The sequence below is a fragment of the Psychrobacter sp. 1Y4 genome, from assembly GCF_051847555.1.
Genome location: NZ_JBPYDE010000628.1, coordinates 1 through 673, shown reverse-complemented (window position 1 = coordinate 673; position 673 = coordinate 1). Strand labels below are relative to the sequence as shown.

Genomic DNA, 673 nt, shown 5'->3' with positions numbered 1-673 from the left:
ATCCAAAAGATTTGATCGATTCACCGCAGAATGGCGAGCCGCGTACTGGTCTATCAATGGGTGAGCATCAAGCCATCACCGCGCTTGAGTGGAACATCACTCGCGAAGCTCAAGATGAGCTAGCTTTTAACAGTCACAAAAACCTAGCACGTGCTTATGATGAAGGTTTCTTTGATGACTTGATCACGCCATACAAAGGCTTGACTCGTGATAACAACTTACGTCCAGATACCACGCTAGAGAAGCTGGGCAAATTAAAACCAGTCTTTGGCAAAAAGAATGCCAACCCAACCATGACTGCCGCCAACTCGACGCCACTGACTGATGGCGCTTCTTGTGTACTATTGGGTACTGATGAGTGGGCAAAAGAGCATGGCTTAAAACCACTGGCTTATATCGTGCATCAAGAAACAGCAGCGGTAGACTTTATCGGTAAGTCTGGCACGACAGAAGGCCTACTCATGGCACCCGCTTATGCGGTACCACGTATGCTTGAGCGTGCTGGTCTAACGCTGCAAGACTTTGATTTCTATGAGATTCATGAAGCGTTTGCCTCACAAGTATTATCGACACTGGCTGCTTGGGAAGATGAAACATTCTGTGAAGATCGTCTAGGTCTTGATGCGCCACTAGGATCGATTGATCGTAGCAAGTTAAACGTAAACGGCTCATC

1 protein-coding gene is annotated in these 673 nt (G+C 47.3%); it reads left to right on the top strand.

Going from position 1 to position 673, the window contains the following annotated elements:
- Window positions 1-673, top strand: a 673-nt coding sequence (locus tag ACS8FC_RS17985) for a thiolase family protein (protein ID WP_459112982.1), incomplete at both ends; no start/stop codon positions are given.